The organism is Vibrio sp. 10N.222.52.C3 (assembly GCF_041474195.1).
Lineage (GTDB): Bacteria > Pseudomonadota > Gammaproteobacteria > Enterobacterales > Vibrionaceae > Vibrio > Vibrio crassostreae_C.
Genome location: NZ_JBFRTQ010000006.1, coordinates 26,395 through 41,415, shown reverse-complemented (window position 1 = coordinate 41,415; position 15,021 = coordinate 26,395). Strand labels below are relative to the sequence as shown.

Here is a 15,021-nt window from a genome sequence, read left to right as displayed (position 1 = left end):
CTACAATGAAGAAAAAATATACATAAAAAGAGACAGTAATAAGATATCAGAGGAAAGTCTTAATAGTAAAGAGAGTTTTGTATTCAAATATCTTATTGAGCACTCATCAATATCTAACCCTCAATCTGCACGAGATGTTGAAGAGTCTTTTAAATTACATTTTGATGAAGAGTTTAGTTTGTATGCACTAAAAAACATCATCGCCTCAATAAGAAAGAAGTATCGAAACTTATGTAAAAAAGCAAAGATAGATAATAATAGCGAACTTATCTCTAACCTTTATAAGGTGGGTTACTTCATCGATCTCGATAAGAGCTCTACAAACTGCATCGCACCAAAGTACGACATCAATCAATTCAAGCCCAGTCAGATAGAAATGTTGAAAATGATGTTCAATACCTATCATAGAGAACTGATTAAGGCTCTGATAGCCGTGTTCACCATATCTTCCTTTTTCCTATTCGTTGTCTACTTTTCCCAAATCCTTTATACGACGAAGATTGCGAATGAATACAGTGAGAACACCAAACACATTGCCGCAGAAGTCATGGACTACGGTTGCGATAGCCACGGGGCTGTGCACTCGCTAAGGCACTCGCTCAACCTTGACTCTGTCGTCATGACCACACCTTATGACTCCTGCTATATCTCTAAAACACGTTCTAAGATGATAGAGCTCAATCAATTAGACGACTTCTACGATAGTGCTGACTTTGCCTATTCACGCTTCATGGATACCGAGCACGACATTGAGATGGTTGCTCGAATATCTAAACGATCTATCGAAGCTCGATACAAGAACTCACTATTGCCTCTATTAGTCGATTCGATTTCCATCCAGAAGAATGGTTACCACATCTTAAACCTTGGCGAAGAGAGTAAATCTATCTATCAAACCTCCCTACCAACGGGTGCAACCATCACCTTCTACAGTGACGACATTGTTGCACTATGGATTGCGCTTTCTCTGATACTCGCCACCCTGCTTTATCGCTCCTATATTCTGGGTTTCGTGATCTACCTGTTTCGTTGGAAACACATCTCCTTTGAAGAAGAGCCGATCATCAACACCGAAGACAACTGCGTTCTCTACTACGAGTTGTTATCTCGTGTGCGTAACGTTGGCGTTTTAAGCTTCATCAACACCATGAGACGCACCAATTTACTCACCTTTCACACTATCTTGCTCATCGAGACGGTCAGAAAAGCCAAATTACACAACAGCCATGAGATCTATGGTGTCAACGTGTGTCCGAGCGCTTTGGTGGGGTCGAACTTCGCAAGGCTCAGAGAGCATTTGGCCGCGATGGAAGCGAATGAATTTGTCGTCGAGATTACTGAATATTCGAACATTGGCTATGGATGTGAGGTTATCGATAACATTAAGGATATCAAAAAGCTTGGTATCACTATCGCTCTGGATGACTTTGGTACGGGCAATAACAACATCGAAATCATCAATGTTATCTCTCCGGCCTATCTAAAACTGGATCGTTGCTTTGTTAAGGATATCGAGTCAGGAGAGCACCATCAGGGTGTATTGCTTAATATCTCTGAGATTGGACGCTTATCAAATATCACGATGATTTATGAAGGTGTCGAGACGCGCAGGCAGCAATATATCTTGTGTCAGCTAGGCTACAACTTACATCAAGGCTATCTGTATAGCCGGCCCAATGACTCAGAGGAGCAATAGGCCCCCCTAATAGAAACCTTGACGAGCAACCATTGCCTATTCAAATAATCATCGCTCATACAGCTGCTTGAAAGCCCACAAGGATGTGGGCTTCAAGTACCCTCCCCGCCAAACATGCTTTATCCAACTATAAAAATATCCGATCCATTTTCATAAAACCCTTGCCAATTCGAATAAAAAGGTTAGTGTTATACACATGTATATCACCATGCAGTTTTAATTATGACCGAATGGAAAGACGACCAACCGATTTTTAGGCAGCTTGCCTCAAAGATCAGTGACCAAATTCTTCAAGGTGTTTGGTTAGAGCAACAAGCATTACCCTCTGTGCGTGCGGTTGCTGCCGATCTCAAGATCAACCACCTTACTGTCATGAAAAGCTACCAGTTACTGGTGGATGAAGGCTTGGTAGAGAAAAAACGCGGCCAAGGCATGTATGTGGCCGAAGGGGCACTTCAAAAATTGAAAGAGTCTGCACACCAATCATTCATCAACACACAGATCCCAGCCATCGCTGAGACGCTAAGCATCATTGATATGAGTGTCGAAGAACTCGTGAAACAGCTAGCACAACATATAAAGGACAAGTCATGAGTACTTTACTTTCCGTGAAAAACGTAACCAAAACCTATTCAAATCAAGTGGGTGTCGAGAACATCAGCTTTGAGTTAAAACCAGGGCAAGTGCTTGGATTGCTGGGCCATAATGGCGCAGGGAAATCGACACTGATCAAATCACTGCTTGGTGGACACAGCTATCAAGGTGAGATAGAGGTTAATGGCTACCACCCTATCCACCAGCATGCAGAACTCATGCTGCACTTGTCGTACATCTCAGATGTTAACGTGTTACCCGAGTGGATGACCGTTAAGCAACTGCTTAGATACACCCAAGGTGTACACCCTAGCTTCAACAAGCAAAAAGCAGAACAGACGCTAAGCAGCACCAACATCAAGCTCTCTTCGACTATCAAGCAGCTTTCTAAGGGAATGAAGGTACAACTTCACCTTGCGATCATCATCGCGACTGACACCCAAGTGTTGATCTTAGATGAGCCTACACTTGGCCTAGATTTACTGTACCGCGATACTTTTTATCGCCATCTACTTGAGTGGTTCCACGACGGCGAACGCGCCATGATCATTGCAAGCCATGAGGTTTCAGAGATTGAACATTTATTAACGGATGTTCTGATTTTAAAACAAGGCCATTGTGTGCTGCAAAAGAGCATGGAAGACATCGAAAATGACTATTTCATTATCGAAGTCGCAAATAACCATTCAAGCGAGATACAGAAACTCAACCCACTGACCTCGCAATCAGGCCTGGGCACCACTAAGTGGTTATTGGAAGGTCAATACAAAGCGCAGGTTGAATCACTGGGTAACATCTATAACGTTGGTCTCGCAGATCTATTCCTTGCAACACAGACGGAGAAGGCATAATGCATCCAAGTTTTTACATGCTAGAAAAAGAACTCATCGAGCACAAAATTAACACTCGATTGCCTCTGTTTGTCGCGTTATGTGGTTTCTTACTGTTCGTTAGTCTGTTCTTCAATGGCGCAGCGCAGCATGAGTTTTTCTTCGAAATGCAAGTGAACGGTGACGTGAGCGACATCCACAGAGAGTTCGCACAAGACCTCAACTCAGTGATCTACTTTGGCGCGGGCTTTATTTCACTGATCCTATCAACGCTTTACATCCCTAAAACGCTGCGTAAAGAGCGCCAAGAAGGCAGTTCGATGTTTTGGAGAAGTATGCCGGTATCTAACGCAATGACTCACGGTGTGAAACTCGGCTTCGGTTTAGTGGTGATTCCGGCTATCTGTGCATTGTTAGTACTGTTCGCAGATTTTCTATTCTGGATATTGAACGTCTCAAGTGAACAACAACTGGCGCTATTGGTTGAACATCAATCTCTGTTTTATGTGCTGAGCAACTGGGTCGTGTTTTTTGGACGAATGATGTTAGTTGCACTGGTTTTATTGCCACTGGCAACCGTCACTCTAGCGATTTCGCAGCTGGTAAACTCTCCATTGCTTGTCATTTTCATCTCAAGCTATGCGATTAAGTTCCTCTCTGTCGCAGTGTTTGGGTTCTATGGCATCAATGACTTCCTATCTCTCATCGCGTCATTACCAATGAATGTACTCATAGCAAGCAACCCATTAAGTGCGATTGCAGAAGCGCCGATTTTATCTTTAGGTATTTACGCACTAATCGGTGTTGGTGGCTATCTACTGAGCCTAAAGCTAAATAGAACGGACGATGTGAGCTTAAAGACGCTGTTCCAACGTTAGAGTCTATCCTAAGCACGAGCCTTTATCGGGCAGTCACATCAGATATCAAAATCTAAATCAAAGCTTCTGAGAAATCGGGAGCTTTTTTATTATCAAGACGTTAACGAGTACAGGGATGCGATAACAAGGAACAAGGAGCAAGGAACAAGGAACAAGGAACAAGGAACAAGCTTTAGTTTGGGGTAACAGGTTTAACAAACGAAGGTAAACTTAGAGGGGGTATTAATGAGCTGACATTGAATTGCATTGTTGTTAATGCCTGCCAGCTCTTTGGGGATGATTTCGTTAGTCGCCGACCAGATGAAGGTCGTTGAGAGTGCTAATGAAATCAGTTTGTTGCATTTTACATTTTATTAAGCTTTTCAGCTTTTCAGCTTTTCAGCTTTTAAAGCTTTACGATTTAAAGCTTATTTCTTTGATGCTTCTTTTGACGTGTCTTTCCAGTATTGGATACGAACGCGATGAAGCTGTGCTCTTCTCATTTTTTTCATAAGGGATATTTCCTTTTCTTTAACTGCTCTTCATGAGCTATTTTTATTGCCAACCATTCGAATCTAACGGTGTTTGATGCCCAGATCAATGATACAAATCACAAAATATATAGAGTTTTGAGTACCATTTACATCAAAGTATGAACTAGATATCAACTATGGCTCAATTCAATCCTATGAGCCGCTGTTCAAAATTAAGGTTAGTTCTCTCAGATGACAAATTCATTTCAGTATCAATACAGTTCAATGATACTAATTTAATAGACCGGACCAACGCGGATTTAGTTCCAGTGTCTTATCATTTATTGATTACATCGCCCCTAAAGTTACGGTGTAACTAAAAATGCATTCAATGTGAGCAAATAATCGCCACATTAGCCTATACGTCACAACATCAAAATGGGATTATGTTTGTAACGGATAGAGCTTTTGATAGAAAAAAGCCGTAATGGACCAAATTAAATAGACGTAATTAAATGGACGTAATTATGAGTAAAGTAATTCTGCAAGGGCATATTCTAGTGCCAGACAACGATCTAGAAGCCGTCACACAAGCCTTGGTTGTACACAAAGAACTGACACTGGAAGAACCTGGTTGTATTGTTTTTCGAGTCAGTCAAAGCACCCTTCAACCTAATCGCTTTGAAGTTTATGAAGAATTCACTAGCCGAGAAGCATTCGAAGCCCACCAACAGCGAGTAAAAGCGTCTGAATGGGGTGAAATCTCCCAGAACGTGACACGTCATTACCAAGTCACTGATGTTCCGACATCATAATGATACATCCGCTAGCCAAACGCATCGTCACGTTGATCAAACAAGATCCCTTACGAATGAAGGTTTTAGACTGTGTCGCTCAGTTGGATTTGCCGCAGTGTTATGTCGCTGCGGGCTTTGTGAGAAACCTCGTTTGGGATCACCAGCATGGTTATGCCTCCCCGACTCCATTCAATGATATTGATGTGATCTACTTTGATCCCATTGATACCTCTTACGAATCGGATCTTAGATACGAGGCTCAGCTTAAACAACGGTTACCCGAACTGAATTGGCAAGTTCGCAATCAAGCCTACATGCACACTAGAAATGGGGATGAACCTTACCAAGGCTCATTGGATGCGATGAGTTATTGGCCAGAGAAAGAAACCGCCGTCGCCGTGAAACAAAGCCTCCATGGAAACATCGAGTGTATTTCTGCCTTTGGCTTAGAGAGTTTGTTTGATTTGCAAATCACACCCAATCCAAAGCGTAGCCGAGATATCTTTGATCAAAGAGTGCAATCCAAAGGTTGGCTAACCCAGTGGCCCAAGTTAACGATGAGTCACAGTTAACCAGCTGTCGAATTCAAACGCTAAAACCATTGACTAAAAACCCAATCAGATCGAACATGCCCCACTTCTCAAACCAAACGCGCACTTCACCAACTGCTGCGCCCTCGTCATACTGAGTAACGATCATGAACCCACAATATATGCTGCAAGCACTTGAAGCTTCGCGCCAAGCCCTACCCGATTGCCAACCAAACCCGCCAGTAGGCTGCGTTTTGGTGAAGAACGATAAGGTGGTGTCTGTTGGGTACACGCAAAAAGTCGGCGGAAACCACGCCGAGGTTGAAGCACTGAATAGTTATAACGACAAAACGGACGGAACAATGGAGGGGGTTACCGCTTACGTAACTTTAGAGCCATGCTCTTTTGTTGGCAGAACTCCCGCTTGCGCCAATACATTGGTTAAAGCAGGTGTAAAACACGTAGTCGTGGCGATGCTAGACCCAGACCCTCGCAATAATGGTCGTGGTGTTGCGATCCTTGAATCGCACGGTGTGAAGGTAGATGTGGGGTTATGCCAAGCGCAAGTGAGCACCTTTTTAGCCCCTTACCTTGGTAAGTCCTAGATCTTAAACAGCCAGTATTAGTTCAATTTCACTCGATAAAGCGGATTGACTGGCTTATCGACAAAATACGACCAAATATGATCGTAGACGGCATGTTGGTTGGGGAACGGCGCTAACGCTTTTGCTTCTTCTAAATTACACCAGCGGTACTCGGTGTGTTGGTCATTCAGTTCAATCGCTTGGTTGGGTGGGCATAGCACCGCAAACACAGGGATTAGCTGAATCACATTCACGTGCGCCTCATAAAACTGCTCCAGAAACTGCGCGTTATACAAAGCTTCCACTTTAATTTGGGTCTCTTCTTCAAACTCGCGCACGATAGCCTGCCAGCCTGTTTCACCCGCTTCAATCGAGCCTGCGACGTGACACCAAAACTCACCTTTAACACGCTTCATTAATAGCATTTTCATTTGTCCGTCGCTCTCTGAAATAGCGACACCGGAAACAATCGAAGTATTGAGTGGAATCATAACGTTACCTTAGTTTTAATAAGAGGGCGGCAAGGCTACCACCCTTGGTTTGTTAGATTGTCTTCTATGATTAAAAACGAGAAGTTACTCATCAATTAATGGCGTTCAAGCCATAACTCATGGGTTCAGTGTTAACCATCTAGCTTAGCTATCCTGTAATAGAACCATTTCTTATTTGAGGCGTATTTCGATAAAGAGTAGAATCGCCGCCTTGTACTGTGTTTAAAGCCTTTAAACATACACAGTAGACTCACAACCATTTATCACCACGATATAAGTATTAATACGACTATGCACTCATCAAAACCAACGCACGACTCAGAAAACAGCCATACTCCTGAGCATTGCTTCACTCGTTTTCAACAGCCGATCGAGTCATATTCGTTGCCTGAGCGTTTCACATTCCCGTTCTACTACGAACCGCACCCACTGTGTGAAATAGCCTCTCATCAGCTTCAACAATATCTAGAAACACAAACCGACTGGCAGCATGACTTCGGACTGGATTCTGACGCTGGTCGCGGCAAAATGTTTGGTGTGTTACTGGTGAAAAGCCCAGAAGGTGAATTGGGTTACTTCTCTGCTTTTTCAGGGAAAATCGCCGACCAAAACCTATTACCTCACTTTGTACCGCCCGTGTTCGACATGCTGAGCAGCGACAGCTTTTTCCATCAAGACACAGCCGACATGATGGCAGTAAATGCTGAGTTTAAAGCGCTGCAAGCAAATACTGAATACCTTGAATTGTGCGAGCAACTGGCACAGCAAAAAGCGCAAGCTGAGCAAGAGATTGAAGCTCAACGACTATTGATTATTGAAGGCCGAAAAACGCGTAAAGAAAAACGTGAACAAGGTAAAGTAAACCTTGATGAGCAAGCTTTCGAACAGCTAAATAACGAGCTAAACAAAGCCAGTGTTGCCGACAAGAACCAGCAGAAGTACCTAAAGCTCAACTGGGAACAGACTCTGCAAGTGTTGCAGGCTAAAGTGGATGTTTTCACCACTCAACTGGCTGAGCTAAAAGATCAAAGAGCGCACATCTCTCATCAGCTTCAACACAAGTTGTTTTCACAATACGCTTTCCAGAATGCGGAAGGAAACATTGAGGATCTGAACCAAATCTTTGAAGACACGCCAAACAAGATACCACCAGCAGGTTCTGGCGAGTGTGCCGCACCCAAGCTTTTGCAATACGCGTATTTAAACGGTTACACACCATTGGCACTAGCCGAATTTTGGTGGGGTCGATCACCGAAATCGGAAATCCGTAAACACAAGAAATACTACGCGTCTTGCCAAAGTAAGTGTGTACCGATTTTAGGTCACATGATGAAAGGCTTAGAAGTCGATCCCAACCCATTGCTAGAAAACCCAGCTGAAGGCAAAGACCTCGATATCCTGTTCCAAGACGATCACATCGTTGTGGTACACAAACCAGCAGGTTTTCTATCCGTACCGGGTAAAACCATCAAAGATTCAGCTTACACTCGTGTTCAAGAAATGCACCAAGATGTTGAAGGGCCATTTGTTATCCACCGTTTGGATATGGCGACCTCTGGCATTCTAATCTTCGCTCTCACACGACGTGCGAACAAGAGCTTACAGAAGCAGTTCATTACTCGTGAAGTCGAAAAGCGTTACGTGGCAATGATTGAAGGCGTTCTAACAGAAAATGAAGGCTATGTTCGACTGCCATTGCGTGGTGATTTGTATGACCGCCCTCGTCAAATTGTCTGCTTCGAACACGGCAAGCCAGCAGAAACCAAATGGGAAGTGATTGAGCGAAACGGGCAAACCACTAAGGTTTACCTGCATCCTAAAACAGGGCGTACACACCAGTTGCGTGTTCACTGTTCACACCAAGAAGGCCTTAACATGCCTATCGTCGGTGACGGCTTGTATGGCAATAAAGCCGACCGATTGCACTTACACGCAGAAAGACTTGCGCTGCACCACCCAGTCACCAAAGAGTGGATGGAATTCCAGTTCGACGCTGAATTCTAAAATCTCTCATTAGTAGCGAGCTTTGATAAGGAGTCACAACCGCTTGTGGCTCCTACCTCTTTTGGGTATATCTCCACGCTTATTGCACTACATCAAGATTCACTTTGTTGTGAAGAGTAGCATGCCCACCTTCTTCTCTCCTTGAGGCCTTTGATATGTCATCAGCTGCTTTGAATTTACAACCTAACAAACTGACTTCCCCATTAATTGCAGCTCAAGCACCAAGCTTGAAGCCAATTACATCCAAAAAGCCAGACTTAAACTCGGCAATGCTTAACTTAATTGAAGAAGTTAAAAACGAACTCCCACTTTACGAGTCAGAGACGTTTATCTATGGTCCAAAAGGAAATTGCTCGGGTTGCTCTAAGAAACTACTTGAGATGGTCGACAGCGAGTTAATGTATTGGGAGCACAGTATTTCCATTGGCCAAGGCCCTAACTTCGAAGAACTGCGCCGCTTTGGTAAACTATGCAGCAGCGTTCGACGTGGTTTAGAGCGTAACGGTTTAGTCGAAAAACGCCCAAAGAAAAGATAACAAGCCAAGTCGATAATCATTACAATGTGTCGCTGGCGATTACAAGCTACACTGCTACTAACTGATTGAACTCGTTAGCTATAAAAGCAATAATGTTTTGTAATACAATTCAGTGCACAGACCGACTTCGTAGATTCGAACTCATTAGAGATAAGTTCATCGTTACTTTCACCATATTCTTGAACGACTCTATCCTTCTTGTCTGACGTGCCTTAGCCTTCTGTATAGCAATATCACACCAATTAAAAACCTATTTTGGACAACGGAGAGCCACCTTGAAGAGACCACAACCAGTACTGGGAAAGACCGGTATGCTATTTTTTCTCGTCATAATAAGTGCTTTCCCTCCATTGACCATCGACCTTTACCTACCTGCGCTTCCGCAGATGGTCGAGGTGTTTAATACTAACCGATCCATGGTCAACCTAACCCTGAGCAGCTACTTCGTTACTTACGCCATCGGTCTTTTGTTCTGGGGGCCGCTCAGCGAAAAATTCGGTCGTAAGCCGATCCTATTAATTGGATTAGCGGGTTATATGGTCGCGAGCATATTGTGCGCGATGACCAATAGCATCGAACAGTTAATTGGTGCTCGTGTATTCCAAGCCTTTGCTGGTAGTGCTATCACCGTTATCGCTACCGCCATTGTCAAAGATCTTTATGATGGCCGAGAACGTGAAAAGATCATGGCGACTATCATGTCACTGGTGATCATCGCGCCAATGGTTGCGCCTGTATTTGGTGCCTTTCTACTGAAAATTGCGTCTTGGCGAATGATGTTTGTCACGCTCGCCATTTTTGGTGCATTTGCGTCAGTATTAGCTTGCTGCTATCGAGAAACGCTCGAAACCAAATACCAAGGTTCTATGTTCCGCTCATGGGGAAGAATGGGCGTGGTCATGAAAAACAGCTCGTTCCTCAAGCTACTGGTCATTTTCTCTATCATACCGATGGCGTTGATGGGCTTTCTTGCGGCGGGTTCTTATATCTACATCGATCACTTTGGATTGACCGAACAACAGTTTAGTTACGCATTCGCATTCAATGCATTGTGCGCCTCATTTGGTCCAACAATTTACATGAAGTTGTCCTACCGAATGCCGGTTCAACAGGTCATCTCAGGATGTTTTGCTTTATTAGCGCTTGCGGGAATCTTCACCCTAACCATTGGCGACCTGTCCCCTTGGTTCTTCATGTTCATCGCTGCACCAGCGACATTAATGGCGATCATCATGCGAGTACCGGGGACCAACTTGATGTTGAATCAACAAGATCATGACACGGGCTCTGCCGTCGCACTGATACAGTTCTTCAGCATGATTTGTGGCTCGCTTGGCATGGTATTAGTTTCAATCCGCCCAGAGTCACTGATTGAAAACCTAGGCTTTATCCAATTATCCATCGGTACGCTAGGCGGCCTGATGTGGCTAATGGTCAGAAACAAAGAGTTCGTGACTAATAAGCTGAATTAAAGCTCTCAAGCCTAATTGTCATTCACACTACAATAAACTTGAAAACCGCTATAACGAAATTAGAAACCGTCTACATAGGCGGTTTTCTTGTATTTGAAGACGTACATTGAATTTTCAAGCCATGAGTTTCACGCACAAAAAAGCTCCTATTAAGGAGCCTTCTTATCAGAGCCAGTGAGCACTCAGTTTGGTCAATTATTACTAAGCTTGAGCCACTTGACGTGCTGGGTGTTTAATAAACACAGCAACCACAGCCACGATTGCAAGAGCAAAACAGTAGTAAGAGTTAGCTACAATATCCAAAGGCGATAGGTTAAATACCGAACCTAACAGCAATACCTGAGCACCGTAAGGCAATACGCCTTGAATCACACACGAGAAAATATCCAATAAGCTTGCAGAGCGGCGTGGAGATACATCGTTCTCTTCAGCTAATTGGCGAGCCACACTACCAGAAACAATGATTGCTACGGTGTTGTTTGCCGTACATAGGTTCACCATTGATACCAAGCCTGCAATGCCTAGCTCACTTGCGCGGCCATTCGCTTGCTTAGAGTGAGAAGAACCAAATGCACGAATCAAACCGCTCACTAAGTTAGTCAGAAATGCTAATCCACCTTGGCGACGCATCAGCTCACTCAAACCACCAATCAGCATCGACAGTAAGAAGATCTCTTGCATGTTGCCAAAGCCTGCGTAGATATCTTGAGCGTAATCCGTCATACCGTAGTTCTCAATAGAACCTAGGCTCACTCCACCCGCTAGCAAGATACCAATCGTCAACACAACGAACACATTCATGCCCGATACCGCAAGGATTAGGATAGTGATGTACGGAAGGACTTTCAGCCATTCAATTGGGCCTGTTTCAGGAACTTGAGTTGCTGTGCTGTTGAAAGCAAAGATAACAATCGCGATTAGTGCAGCAGGAAGTGCGATACGGATGTTCTCTTTAAACTTGTCTCTCATCTCACAGCCTTGCGAGCGTGTCGCGGCAATCGTGGTATCAGAGATGATAGAAAGGTTGTCACCAAACATAGCGCCACTTAGCACTACGCCAGCGGTTAGAGGAATACTCATACCAGCTGAGTCAGCAATGCCTAGTGCAACAGGAGCAACCGCAGCGATAGTACCCATAGAGGTGCCCATTGCTGTCGCAATGAACGCCGAAATAAGGAAGATGCCCGGTAGGATCATGCTCGTTGGGATAGCCGATAGACCAAGGTTTACCGTCGCGTCCACGCCACCAGAAGCTTTAGCCACAGCAGCAAAAGCACCCGCCAATAGGTAGATCATACACATTGCGATAATGTCTTTGTGACCCACGCCACCTAAGAACTGCTCAATCGCACGGTTCAATTTATCTTTGCTCAATAGCAACGCTAACATCACAGCAGGCAGAGCCGCAATCGGAGCTGGAAGTTGATAGAAAGCAAAATCGACGCCTTGTAGCGACAGGTATGTACCCACGCCAATAAACAGCGCAAGGAAAACGATCAGAGGGATAAGCGCCACTGCAGAAGGGGCAATTACCGCGTTAGAATTTTTTGAATTGGACATGGAACGACAACACAATAGAACAGGAAGGTGAGCAGACTAATGTCACACTTAGAACTTGTCAACGTCTAGACGTCTAAACGCCTAATTTAATGCAAAGTAATAAGAACCCTATTGAGCATCACGTAATAAAAAAGGCTATTTACTCATCAGTAAACAGCCTTTCGATAACAGATAGTGCGCCGCTAGAAGTTAGCGTTTCTGCTTGAACGTTACTTGGTATTCACCAATGCCTTCGTAGTGGAAGGTCGTTGGTTTATCGAATTCCATTTCCACGATACCGCAGTAAGAGCCCGTGATAATGGCTTCACCCGCTTGGAAATCAACACCACGACGTGTCATGTAGTTAATCAGCCAGTAAATTGGGCTTGGTGGCAGTGTATTCGGGTGCTTACCGTCGAATGCTTGAACTTGCTCGCCTTGAGTCACTTCAATACTGATCTCTGCAGAAGTGAACGCTTTTTCGCGATCAATCTCAGAGCCAATAAATAGACCTTGGTTTACTAGGCCATCGGCCAGCTTTTCATAGAACTCAGCGCCGCTGTCATCCGCAAAACGAGACTGCATTAACTCAAGTGCCATGTGGCAAGAACCAATCGCTTCGTTGATTTGCTCTTCGCTGTAGCCTTCTTGGCTTGCAGGCAGGCTCTTAGCAAGCGTAAATGCGATTTCAGGCTCAACGCGTACTACATCGTTGTCTGCAAACAGTTCACAAACTTCGCCTTGTTGAACGCTGCCCGAGAAGATTGGCGCAACAACAAACTTGTTTTCAGCCAGAGGAAGTAAGCACTTCCAACCGCCGACTTTATCGTTTTTCAAATCGATCATTGAAGATTGGATCTTTAGCGCATCTTCCAAGTTATTCGGACGGTACTGCTCGTCCAATCTTGGTGCTTTGGTGCCAGCAACGCGACGACTCAACAGTTCTTCAGCTGCTTGTTTAAATACATTTGTCATATAATACCACCTTTAGTTTTATGACCAGTATAATATCGGATTTTTTAAAGCTTGAATAGACAATTCAACAACGGTGCTACACCGAGAATTCAGCTATAAATTTTCGCATATTCTAGACGCAAACAACTGAAATTATTTTGATTTAAAGACAACAAAAGCCAGTAAGTTCGTTACTGGCTTTTCGATGTGTTACTGATGATTAGGCTTTACTGCCCTTTCAAGGTCTTCTTAAGGTTTTGCATGAAGTCTCTGAAGTGAGGCATAAAATTAACAAACAGAGGATGTTTTCTATCTTGCATCATCAATGGACCAAGTAAGCGGATACCCACACCCAGTCGTGCTGCTGATTGCTCATCTAAGCCGCTGTCTTGTTTGATCTTCTCAACAACCGCGAACATGTTTTCTCTGTCTTCAATTTCAAACTGCATGGTTTGAAGTTCGCGGTCTTCTTTAACGCTCACTTCTTCAATAGTGATGCGGTAGTTATTGTGTTTGCCTGTAAATGCTTTCATGTGGATCTCCTACAATGCTGTGAAATGTTTTGGCTAGCTCTTCATGAATCGTTCGAGCTTAGGTTTAACCGTCATCGACATCACGACCATGATCGCAAGGCCAATGGGAAGTGCGGCAATAAATCCATTAAACCATCCACTGGTAAACTCCGATGTATCCGAAAATCCAATGTTATTTGCCGCTGTTACAAATGCCATCATGGACTCCATTATGAATGCCATGATCAGTCCTACGATCAGGTTGCGAACTTCCTCGCTATAAGTTGTGAACACTCTAGCAACGGCTTTGGTGACTAAAGCCATCATCACCGTGCCCATTGGTATCATGATCACGACAACAAGGGCTAACGAAGAAAGCCAGTTGCCAATAAATTCCTCGCCGAATCCGACATTCATGTAAGTCATCACAGCCGTTAAACTGCCGCCAATCGTCAGCATTAAGCTCATCATGACCAAAACTTTGTATAAAACCGGTGTGCCTTTTTGCTCAGGAAGAGTTGGCGTTAGAGTTACTTGAATCGTCATATCTATTTCCTGTCTTGAATTTATGAACAATTAAGTTGATAATGTCAACTATAAATACAGTAGTTGATAATGTCAACTACATTTCTAAGGATAGTTTATGTCTGATAACACATCGCTAGAATCAATCTTTCGTCTAGTGCACTCTTTGAAACGTCAAATGAGCGAACAGATTGAGAGCTTAGACTCAGAGATCGCACCTATGAACATTCGTGTCATGAAGATCATTACTAAGAAGTCTCCATGTACCGCTATCGATATCGCACACTTCCTAGATCGTGATAAAGCACAGGTCACTCGGCTCATTAATGCCTTGATCAATCAGGAACTTGTGAAGAAGTCTCCGAACCCGGAAGACAAGCGCAGCCAGTTATTGGTTCTGACTGATAAGGGTCAAGAGATCATGAGTAAGGTCTCGGATATCGATCGAGACATGCTGAAGAGAATGACCAAAGGCATGGCCGAAGACGAGTTAGAACAATTCAGAAAAATTGCGAAGAAAATGGCGCAGAACTTAGAAAGCTGATCTTAAAAATAAAACTAAAAAACGCCACCGAATCGTAAGATCGGTGGCGTTTCGTGTATAAGTTGGGTTGTACAGCTTAGTGG

Annotated in this window: 16 protein-coding genes; 11 read left to right on the top strand and 5 right to left on the bottom strand. The window is 43.9% G+C overall.

Features of this window, described 5'->3' with window-relative positions; genetic code table 11:
* From AB4517_RS00680 to AB4517_RS00650, 7 genes are all read left to right on the top strand, one after another.
* Positions 1–1,696, top strand: a 1,696-nt coding sequence (locus AB4517_RS00680; RefSeq protein WP_372147705.1) for an EAL domain-containing protein, incomplete at its 5' end; no start/stop codon positions are given.
* Positions 1,697–1,918: 222 nt separating this feature from the next.
* Positions 1,919–2,290, top strand: a complete 372-nt coding sequence (locus tag AB4517_RS00675; protein WP_372147704.1) for a GntR family transcriptional regulator — start codon at positions 1,919–1,921, stop codon at positions 2,288–2,290.
* Entirely contained in the window at positions 2,287–3,141 is an 855-nt protein-coding gene (locus tag AB4517_RS00670) for an ABC transporter ATP-binding protein (RefSeq protein WP_017060586.1), read from the top strand. The genes AB4517_RS00675 and AB4517_RS00670 overlap by 4 nt, the downstream gene beginning before the upstream one ends.
* Positions 3,141–3,998: a hypothetical protein gene (locus AB4517_RS00665; protein ID WP_372147703.1), complete on the top strand. Its 858-nt coding sequence runs from the start codon at positions 3,141–3,143 to the stop codon at positions 3,996–3,998. Before AB4517_RS00670 ends, AB4517_RS00665 begins: the two co-directional genes overlap by 1 nt.
* 979 nt (positions 3,999–4,977) lie before the next feature.
* On the top strand, positions 4,978–5,265 hold the full coding sequence (locus AB4517_RS00660) for a putative quinol monooxygenase (RefSeq protein ID WP_017088686.1): 288 nt from the start codon (positions 4,978–4,980) through the stop codon (positions 5,263–5,265).
* Positions 5,265–5,819 (top strand): nucleotidyltransferase family protein, encoded by a 555-nt coding sequence (locus tag AB4517_RS00655; RefSeq protein ID WP_108207690.1) that lies wholly within the window; start codon positions 5,265–5,267, stop codon positions 5,817–5,819. The genes AB4517_RS00660 and AB4517_RS00655 overlap by 1 nt, the downstream gene beginning before the upstream one ends.
* Positions 5,820–5,944: 125 nt before the next feature.
* Positions 5,945–6,382: a bifunctional diaminohydroxyphosphoribosylaminopyrimidine deaminase/5-amino-6-(5-phosphoribosylamino)uracil reductase RibD gene (locus AB4517_RS00650; protein ID WP_372132892.1), complete on the top strand. Its 438-nt coding sequence runs from the start codon at positions 5,945–5,947 to the stop codon at positions 6,380–6,382.
* Between the two features lie 17 nt (positions 6,383–6,399).
* Here AB4517_RS00650 and AB4517_RS00645 read toward each other — a convergent pair whose 3' ends face one another.
* Positions 6,400–6,852 (bottom strand): NUDIX pyrophosphatase, encoded by a 453-nt coding sequence (locus AB4517_RS00645; protein WP_372147701.1) that lies wholly within the window; start codon positions 6,850–6,852, stop codon positions 6,400–6,402.
* Positions 6,853–7,143: 291 nt separating this feature from the next.
* On the opposite strand from AB4517_RS00645, the gene AB4517_RS00640 reads away from it, so the two are divergent.
* The 3 genes from AB4517_RS00640 (at position 7,144) to AB4517_RS00630 (ending at position 10,864) form a co-directional block, all read left to right on the top strand.
* Positions 7,144–8,856 carry a pseudouridine synthase gene (locus tag AB4517_RS00640; protein WP_372147699.1) on the top strand — a complete coding sequence of 571 codons (1,713 nt, stop codon included), beginning with the start codon at positions 7,144–7,146 and terminating at the stop codon, positions 8,854–8,856.
* Positions 8,857–9,011: 155 nt separating this feature from the next.
* On the top strand, positions 9,012–9,392 hold the full coding sequence (locus tag AB4517_RS00635; protein ID WP_372147698.1) for a hypothetical protein: 381 nt from the start codon (positions 9,012–9,014) through the stop codon (positions 9,390–9,392).
* Between the two features lie 311 nt (positions 9,393–9,703).
* Positions 9,704–10,864 carry a multidrug effflux MFS transporter gene (locus tag AB4517_RS00630; protein WP_372147697.1) on the top strand — a complete coding sequence of 387 codons (1,161 nt, stop codon included), beginning with the start codon at positions 9,704–9,706 and terminating at the stop codon, positions 10,862–10,864.
* Between the two features lie 201 nt (positions 10,865–11,065).
* Here AB4517_RS00630 and AB4517_RS00625 read toward each other — a convergent pair whose 3' ends face one another.
* The 4 genes from AB4517_RS00625 to AB4517_RS00610 form a co-directional block, all read right to left on the bottom strand.
* Positions 11,066–12,424 (bottom strand): Na+/H+ antiporter NhaC family protein, encoded by a 1,359-nt coding sequence (locus AB4517_RS00625; RefSeq protein WP_102398607.1) that lies wholly within the window; start codon positions 12,422–12,424, stop codon positions 11,066–11,068.
* A gap of 189 nt (positions 12,425–12,613) precedes the next feature.
* Positions 12,614–13,378: a hydratase gene (locus AB4517_RS00620; RefSeq protein ID WP_372147695.1), complete on the bottom strand. Its 765-nt coding sequence runs from the start codon at positions 13,376–13,378 to the stop codon at positions 12,614–12,616.
* A gap of 206 nt (positions 13,379–13,584) precedes the next feature.
* Positions 13,585–13,890, bottom strand: coding sequence for a DUF3861 domain-containing protein (locus AB4517_RS00615; RefSeq protein ID WP_371725550.1), 306 nt, complete (start codon positions 13,888–13,890; stop codon positions 13,585–13,587).
* 33 nt (positions 13,891–13,923) lie between these two features.
* Positions 13,924–14,415 (bottom strand): DUF2798 domain-containing protein, encoded by a 492-nt coding sequence (locus AB4517_RS00610; protein WP_372147693.1) that lies wholly within the window; start codon positions 14,413–14,415, stop codon positions 13,924–13,926.
* A gap of 97 nt (positions 14,416–14,512) precedes the next feature.
* Between AB4517_RS00610 and AB4517_RS00605 the strand changes: the two genes are divergently transcribed.
* Positions 14,513–14,938 (top strand): MarR family winged helix-turn-helix transcriptional regulator, encoded by a 426-nt coding sequence (locus AB4517_RS00605; RefSeq protein WP_017060573.1) that lies wholly within the window; start codon positions 14,513–14,515, stop codon positions 14,936–14,938.
* Positions 14,939–15,021 lie beyond the last annotated feature (83 nt).